This window comes from Phytobacter sp. V91, assembly GCF_965644225.1.
GTDB lineage: Bacteria > Pseudomonadota > Gammaproteobacteria > Enterobacterales > Enterobacteriaceae > CBFFRJ01.
This window is the reverse complement of sequence record NZ_CBFFRJ010000185.1, coordinates 1-7,402: the sequence shown is the minus strand read 5'-3', so window position 1 is coordinate 7,402 and position 7,402 is coordinate 1. Positions and strand designations below refer to the sequence as shown.

Sequence of the window (7,402 nt, the reverse complement as noted above, 5' to 3'; positions counted from 1 at the left end):
GCGGGCATCGTGAAAAATCTATGGCAAAGAAAGCCTTATGTTCTCATAACTGACGATTAAATCGCACCTTCCCTAACGCCATCGGCATTGTGAGCTGGGGAATGGCGGCGGTGATGACCATGTCGCTCGGCACCGCACTGTCCATTATGGGGCTTTCACTGGCCGTGCGTTACGCCCGTAATCGTACCCTCAGTTTCTTCGGTCAGCCGTCGGGGCAGTGGCAGTGGCTGGTTCCGGCCTGCAAAATTGCCGGTGGGCTGGCGTTGATTCTCTTCGCGGTGGTGCTGTTTTTAACCGTGATCCCGGTCAGCGCTAACGGCGACTATATTGCCGCTGGCTGCTGACCGAAGGCCTGCCCGGTAAAACGCTACCGGGCAAAATACCGCTTTTTACTCCTCAATCTTCGGATGCTGTTGCACCAGACGTGAGCGTTTATCCTGCAGGTCGGCGATCTCTTTATCGATATCCTCGATTTTCTGCTCAATATTGTCGTGATGCTCGCGCAGGATCTCTTTGGCTTCCTGAATATCGGACGCCGCAGGCGTTGCCCCTTTTAATGGCTTGTTGGCGGTCTCTTTCATGGTGATACCCGTCATCAGGCCAATGACCGCAATAACCATCAGATAATAAGCCGGCATCATCAGGTCAGAGGTGCTTTCCACCAGCCAGGCGGCCAGCGTCGGGGTCAGACCCGCAACCAGAACCGAGATATTAAAAGCGCTGGCCAGCGCGCTGTAGCGAATATGCGTGGGGAACATCGCCGGAAGCGTTGATGCCATCACCCCGGTAAAGCAGTTCAGTATCACTGCCAGCATCAGCAACCCGGCGAAAATCAGCCCGATAACGTCACTGTTAATCAGCATAAATGCCGGAATAGCCAGCACAAAAAGCGCCACACTGCCCAACAGGACGAACGGACGGCGACCAAAGCGGTCACTCAGAAGCCCCATTACCGGCTGCACAAACAGCATCCCAATCATAATGGCGATGATAATCAGCACGCCGTGATCTTCAGAGTAATGCAGGTTGTGCGAAAGGTAGCTCGGCATGTAGGTCAGGAGCATGTAATAGGTCACGTTGGTCGCAATCACCAGGCCGACACAGGTCAAAAGACTGCGCCAGTGCTGCGTGGCAATCTCTTTAAAGGAGACTTTCGGCCCTTCCTGTAACCCCTGGCGATCGCCCTGCTCAAGCTTATCGACGTGCTGCTGGAACGCCGGAGTCTCTTCCAGCGCGTGGCGCAGATAAAGACCAATCAGCCCAAGCGGCAACGCAATAAAGAAGGGAATACGCCAGCCCCACGCAAGGAAGTTCTCCTCACCGACCAGGGTGGAGAGCAATACCACAACCCCCGCCCCCAGCACGAACCCGGCAATTGAGCCGAAATCCAGCCAGCTTCCCATAAAGCCACGACGCCTGTCCGGTGAATATTCGGCCACAAAAATAGACGCCCCGGTATATTCTCCTCCGACCGAGAAGCCTTGCGCCATTTTACAGATCAGCAGCAGGATCGGCGCCCAAATACCTATCGAGGCATATGACGGAATAAGGCCGATACAGAAGGTACTGACAGACATGATAATAATGGTGATAGCGAGGATTTTCTGCCGCCCGTATTTATCTCCGAGCATGCCAAAGAATAATCCCCCCAGCGGACGAATAAGGAACGGAACCGAGAATGTTCCTAGCGCCGCAATCATCTGTACGCTGGGATCCGCATCGGGGAAAAAGACCTTACCGAGTGCGTAAGCCACAAAGCCGTAGACCCCAAAATCAAACCATTCCATCGCATTTCCCAGCGATGCGGCGGTGATTGCCTTCCGCAATTTACCGTCATCAATAATGGTTACATCCCGCAAAGTAATGGGTTTAATTCTTTTCCTTTTTAACATAGTTTCCTCTTTGACTTTCGCCCGAACCCACCTGAAATAAAACCACAACAACATCAGGTGTAGTCAGCACATATCGTGCAACGTCATTATTCAAGCGTAGCAGGTTTACTTCCACGAGCTGGTTACAGCCTGTACAACCGAACCTGTTGACGCCTGGCAGGGCATGAATGACGCCTTTTAACCCTAACAGGGTTTATAATTGTGATCAACTTCACACAATATTACCGTGTAACTCTCCACACCCTTTCCATAACGGCAATGTCGTTTTCCCGCAACCGGGTTTTATTAATAGGGAATTCTGTTTCCGAAATATAAAACCGTCTTTGTTCATAGCAAGAATCGCCAGCAAATAACGACGGTGATTATTACTTCGCTAGCGGTGTTTTCGACTATTTTTCACAATTCCTTCACAGCGTTTTTAATAACCGGAGCCTTTAGAAATCTTTACACGAAATATGTGATGAGGATAACTAAAACATCGTTTTATTTTAATTGAATCAATATTCCAAAGATCGCATCATACGCCCAGAAACACCACCACTCAGGCCCTTAGTGGCATTAAATGCAGCGGGATTTATCGTCATCAACAAAGACCTTAGTGGTTTAACTTATTGAATATATGCAAGTTAACTTTTGATTTCTCTCGTTCATTCCACATGATGAGAAGTGAGGTTTTATAATGAAGATCAAAGCCACCATTGAACGCATCCCTGGCGGGATGATGTTGATACCACTGCTGCTCGGGGCAGTATTAAATACCCTGGCGCCAAATACCGGCGCTTATTTTGGTTCATTTACCAAAGGCATGATCGGCGGTACGGTTCCAATTCTGGCGGTTTGGTTCTTCTGTATTGGCGCATCCATTGATTTACGCGCCACCGGTACCGTATTACGCAAATCCGGCACCCTGGTTGTGACCAAAATCGCCGTCGCCTGGCTGGTGGCCATGATTGCAGCTTCCTTTATCCCTGAAGGTGGCGTGCAGACTGGCTTCTTCGCGGGCATTTCCGTGCTGGCTATCGTCTCGGCAATGGATATGACCAACGGCGGCCTGTATGCCAGCCTGATGAACCAGTATGGGACGAAAGAGGAATCAGGTGCATTCGTCCTGATGTCACTGGAATCCGGCCCATTGATGACCATGGTGATTCTGGGCTCTGCGGGTCTGGCCTCCTTTGAACCTCACCACTTTATCGGTGCGGTACTGCCCTTCCTGATTGGTTTCGCCCTGGGCAACCTCGACCATGACCTGCGCGCTTTCTTTAGCAAAGCCACTCCGGTTCTGATCCCTTTCTTCGGTTTCGCACTGGGTAACACCATTAACCTGGGCGTGATTGCAGATACCGGTTTACTGGGCATCTTCCTGGGCGTGGCGGTCATCATCATCACCGGTATTCCGTTGATTATTGCTGACAGAGTGATTGGCGGCGGCAACGGCACTGCGGGGGTCGCAGCCTCCTCGGCAGCAGGCGCTGCGGTGGCAAACCCGGTGATCATCGCCCAGATTAACCCGGCATTCGAGCCCGTTGCCGCAACCGCAACGGCGCTGGTGGCAGCGAGCGTGATTGTCACCGCGATCCTGGTGCCAATCATCACCGCGCTGTATGCCAAACGGTTTGGCAATGTCCCGGCGGCAGATAAAGCTGAGGAGAAACCCGCCGAATCGCTGGGTCACTAAAACAAAAACCCCTGCCACCTGGCAGGGGTTTCACGTACAGCTGTATCCTGCAATTGACCATTAGCATTGGTTAATTGCAGGGCACATCTTGTTACTCGCCGAATACCTCATCAACCATCGCCGTTGCCAGCCGGGTTGCTGAACACAGTCGCGGCATCCCCAGCGCGACCGTTTGCCAGCTCTGGGTGACCGACCAGCAGATAGGGTGACGCTCAGCGTCGCACCAGTCTCCCAGCCATCCCAGCAGATCTTTGTAATCCATCAATCCCGGAGTGGCAGGCGTGGTCAACCATTGATGATAAAAATGTCGGGTGCCGGAGGAAGCATTAATCCCCTGAGCCAGAAAATCGGCTGCCATGGTGCGCAAATTATCCTTCAGCATCGATGCCACTTCACTGCTTGCCAGTCGGCAGGCATCGCCAAAAGCGCCCCAACGCAGCTCTTCAAGCGCCACATAGCAACGACCCGCCATTGACCAGCCACCGTAGTTACCGGCACGCCAGCGGGTAAAAATCTGCTCGCTATGATGCCCGGCCTGCACCGTCAGTCCACGTTGGGTCAGGGCTTTTTCTTTCCATCCGGCACGTTGGCTAAAGTGCTCAATCATCTCTTCATACTGCTGTTGAGAATTGCCGGTGGCGCCGTTCACTGGCCGACGTTCTGACATCTGTAAGGCCGTTAAACGCTGGGTGATGCGCGTCAGCGCCAGATGGCCAGGATCAAGCATGCTGGCCAGCTTTTCCGCCAGACCTAAACGCAGGGTGTCATTCTCATTCAACACCCCCGACATCGCCCAGGGGCGCAATTGGGTTTGCGCCATTACTTCCTGGGTTAACCGCTCACGAAACAACTGCTGTTGGGGCACAACCGTGCTCTGGCGAGGCGCATCGACGCCTTGCACTAAATCCACGATGAACTTGGGATGAATACATTCCAGCGTACGCCCAGGCCCTTCCAGTAGTCGATTTTTCATGGTTGATCTGCCGCGAATAAGGTTTGTATATCGTCGCGTAACAAACGTGCATCTTCCTCAATCCAGTGGGCCGTCTTAATGCAGTGTCGCAAATGCTGCTGCAACGCCTGCACTGAAGATTCGTTTTGTTGACGTATCACCAGACTGTCACGCAAACTTTCCTGTAGCCCCGCGAGACATAACGAGAACTCAGCAAAGAATGTTGCCATTCCTGCCGTAACAGAAACATCGACCTGCGCCGCTAAAGCTTTACGAATTTGTTCACAAAAATGAGCAACATGCTGCGTTAGCTTCTGGTGCAGGGAGGCCACATCGATAACGTAACGGGTGCGCGTCACCACATAATCATCCCAGCCCCAGCTCGGATTATTGAGCCAGCGCGATACCGTTTCACGCACGCTTCCGGTTCGCGGAGCCTGACCGGCAGGCGTATCCTCCGACGCAATCGCATTGCTGAAAAGCTGACGCGTATTGAAGTTTAGCGCGCTGGACTGGAAAGCCGGGAAACTGATGCGCGCGCGGAACCCCGCATGGTTAAGCTCTTCCTTAATTCCAAGCTCAATCGGGCGCATCGCATCGTTCAGGGAACGGGTAAGCGTGTTTTCCAGTTGGTCAAAACGTAACGCCAGCTCACGGCTGATTTTTTCCTGCGCAGCTAACAGAATAGATTCACAGGATGAGCGCATTTTGCTGAGTACGTTTTGTGCCTGCCCTTCATCTTCCAGCACCAGTTGCCCTGCGGAAAACTCAGCATCAAGACGTATGCTCTCCTGGCTTTCATTGAAAATATTCGTCAGATTGCCATCACGGAACCAGCCGTCGATTGCGGCAATGATGTCGGTCTGTTGATTATGTATAAAGAGATTGGCTGCCGTCAGCGCTTCATCGACTTCATGATCAATTTCATCGCTGACGCTCATCTGGCAGGTTTGTAGCAGCGCCATGTCCTCTTCAAGCCGTTCAATATTATGCTCGAGGTTATCAAAGGCCACCGTCAGCCCCTGGTAACGAAAATCGAGATACTCACGGGCGCTTTGCGCGTAGTTAAGCAATTTATGCGACGCGGAACGCAGCGCGTATAGCGAGGCGTTGGCGTGGGCTGCGTGCAGCAACTTACGGATGGGCTGCTCAAACAACGAATCTTCCCACAACAGTTCGGCCGCGTGGTGAATATGCTCAACATCATCGAGATCGGCGTTGCGCCAGCGTCGTCCGAGCGCTGCTTCGGCAAAGTCCTGCACCCAACGCTGATCCTCCGGATCCGGCAATTTCCCCTGATGCTTCAGCTCATGTCGGGCACGGTTAGCCAGATAGCCCCACATAGAAGAAACCGGGAAAATCTGCGTCGGATTAATATGCCCCTTCATTAAGGTGCCGGAGATAAGCGCCCTGACCTGCTCTTCATCATCACTGTTACGATCTTTCTGATCGAACTTATTGACCAGCGCATACAGCGGCACTGAGCGCCCGACCGCAGAGACAGCGCGACGAACTTCCTCATCAGAAATCGATTTAAGTTGGGTGTAGTCCATCACCGCCAGCACCGCAGAAGCGCGGGCAAGCTGTTCATTAAGCATTTTTTGCAAATGTGGCTGACCGGCTTCATTCGGCCCGGGAGTATCGAGCAGGGTAAGTTGCCCGACATCATTTTCTAATCCCGCGAGGTGAACAAATTCCACTTCAATTACCGGGATATTCTCCACCGATGCATATGCGGAAAAAGGAAAATCAACGTCAAGTGCTTTCGATAACCGCACAAGATCATTAAGACTTTTTAAACAATGAAAGATGGGCTGGGCGCCCAAATAATGTTTATCAAATGCATCGCCCTGGGTAATACGCTCCAGCAGCATGCTCATGTCTTTGTCGATTTCCAGCCTTTGCGCTAATTTTTCACGATCAAAATTAAACAAGCGGGTTTGCAGCTGTTGGGTTAAAGCATCAATGGGACCGACATGGGCAAAATGTAAAACGGGTTCCTTTTGGCCTGGAGTGTGGCGGATCAACGTTGGTAATGCCGTCATCGGCCTGTTGCGGTTGGGCAATACTTCCGTGCCAACAATGGCATTAATGGTGGTCGACTTACCTGCTTTCATTGTACCGACAATCGCCAGCACCATTTCCAGACGAGTGATTTTACGCAGTTCATTGTGCAGGGTGGCCTGCTGTGTCTCGATGCCACGGGCACTGAAATGCAGGGGGAGTACATTTGCGCTCTCTGCTTTCTTGCCTGAAGCCGCTTCATCGAGCGTCGCCAGCGGCAAGGTATTGAGGGTCTGCAAGTTATGCAACGAAAGCTGTAAAAGCCGCTCAGCTTCCTGGCTTAATTCGAAAACTGTCTGTGTGTGCATATAAAAGTCTTTCCTTAACGCAAATTTCTTACTTTTATTAAGCCGCAATGTTTTATTTGTGAAGTTTCGGCTTTTATAATTACGTGTGGAAAATATCTTATAAAAGATAAGCTCCTGATGATTATCAGGAAATTAAATGTTTCTCATGAAACTGAAAGCGTACACCCCCCTGGTCAATAAAGACCTGGGCGATACAGAGCGTAGCTCATTTTCAGGAACTACCAGAATATATCGTCATTTATTTACCCCCCCAATTTGCGAGGTAATTAGCTACCTTCGATTGAAGGCTAAGCAAGGATGACAGCATGTTGGTTATTATCACCGGATACTTCATCCACCATATCTGAATTGGTAAAGCCTGGCAATTTCAACCCAAAAATATTCTAAATATCATACATAAGCGATTCCCCTGGTTTGAATAGGGTTAGCATCACCTAAGGAAGGTGCGATTTAATCGTCAGTTATGAGAACATAAGGCTTTCTTTGCCATAGATTTTTCACGATGCCC

Annotated in this window: 4 protein-coding genes and 1 pseudogene; 2 read left to right on the top strand and 3 right to left on the bottom strand. The window is 51.2% G+C overall.

Going from position 1 to position 7,402, the window contains the following annotated elements; genetic code table 11:
• Positions 1 to 68 precede the first annotated feature (68 nt).
• Positions 69 to 344 (top strand): annotated as a pseudogene (locus ACSZO4_RS23810) (nickel transporter); the annotation flags it as partial.
• A gap of 45 nt (positions 345 to 389) precedes the next feature.
• Here the strand turns inward: ACSZO4_RS23810 and proP are convergent.
• The gene (gene proP / locus ACSZO4_RS23805) at positions 390 to 1,892 is read right to left on the bottom strand and encodes a glycine betaine/L-proline transporter ProP (protein ID WP_437891550.1); all 1,503 of its coding nucleotides are present in this window, start codon (positions 1,890 to 1,892) and stop codon (positions 390 to 392) included.
• Positions 1,893 to 2,571: 679 nt separating this feature from the next.
• Here proP and kdgT point away from each other — a divergent pair.
• The gene (gene kdgT, locus ACSZO4_RS23800; RefSeq protein ID WP_437891549.1) at positions 2,572 to 3,570 is read left to right on the top strand and encodes a 2-keto-3-deoxygluconate transporter; all 999 of its coding nucleotides are present in this window, start codon (positions 2,572 to 2,574) and stop codon (positions 3,568 to 3,570) included.
• A 91-nt stretch (positions 3,571 to 3,661) separates the two neighbouring features.
• Here the strand turns inward: kdgT and ACSZO4_RS23795 are convergent, their stop codons facing one another.
• The gene (locus ACSZO4_RS23795; protein ID WP_437891548.1) at positions 3,662 to 4,543 is read right to left on the bottom strand and encodes a diguanylate cyclase regulator RdcB family protein; all 882 of its coding nucleotides are present in this window, start codon (positions 4,541 to 4,543) and stop codon (positions 3,662 to 3,664) included.
• Positions 4,540 to 6,894, bottom strand: coding sequence for a clamp-binding protein CrfC (gene crfC, locus ACSZO4_RS23790; RefSeq protein WP_437891547.1), 2,355 nt, complete (start codon positions 6,892 to 6,894; stop codon positions 4,540 to 4,542). Before crfC ends, ACSZO4_RS23795 begins: the two co-directional genes overlap by 4 nt.
• Positions 6,895 to 7,402: the final 508 nt, after the last annotated feature.

What these genes read in the sequence shown, in the direction of transcription:
- ACSZO4_RS23795 (WP_437891548.1), bottom strand. Translation starts at nt 4,543, where the DNA reads ATGAAAAATCGACTACTGGAAGGGCCTGGGCGTACGCTGGAATGTATT.
- kdgT (WP_437891549.1), top strand. Translation starts at nt 2,572, where the DNA reads ATGAAGATCAAAGCCACCATTGAACGCATCCCTGGCGGGATGATGTTG.
- proP (WP_437891550.1), bottom strand. Translation starts at nt 1,892, where the DNA reads ATGTTAAAAAGGAAAAGAATTAAACCCATTACTTTGCGGGATGTAACC.
- crfC (WP_437891547.1), bottom strand. Translation starts at nt 6,894, where the DNA reads ATGCACACACAGACAGTTTTCGAATTAAGCCAGGAAGCTGAGCGGCTT.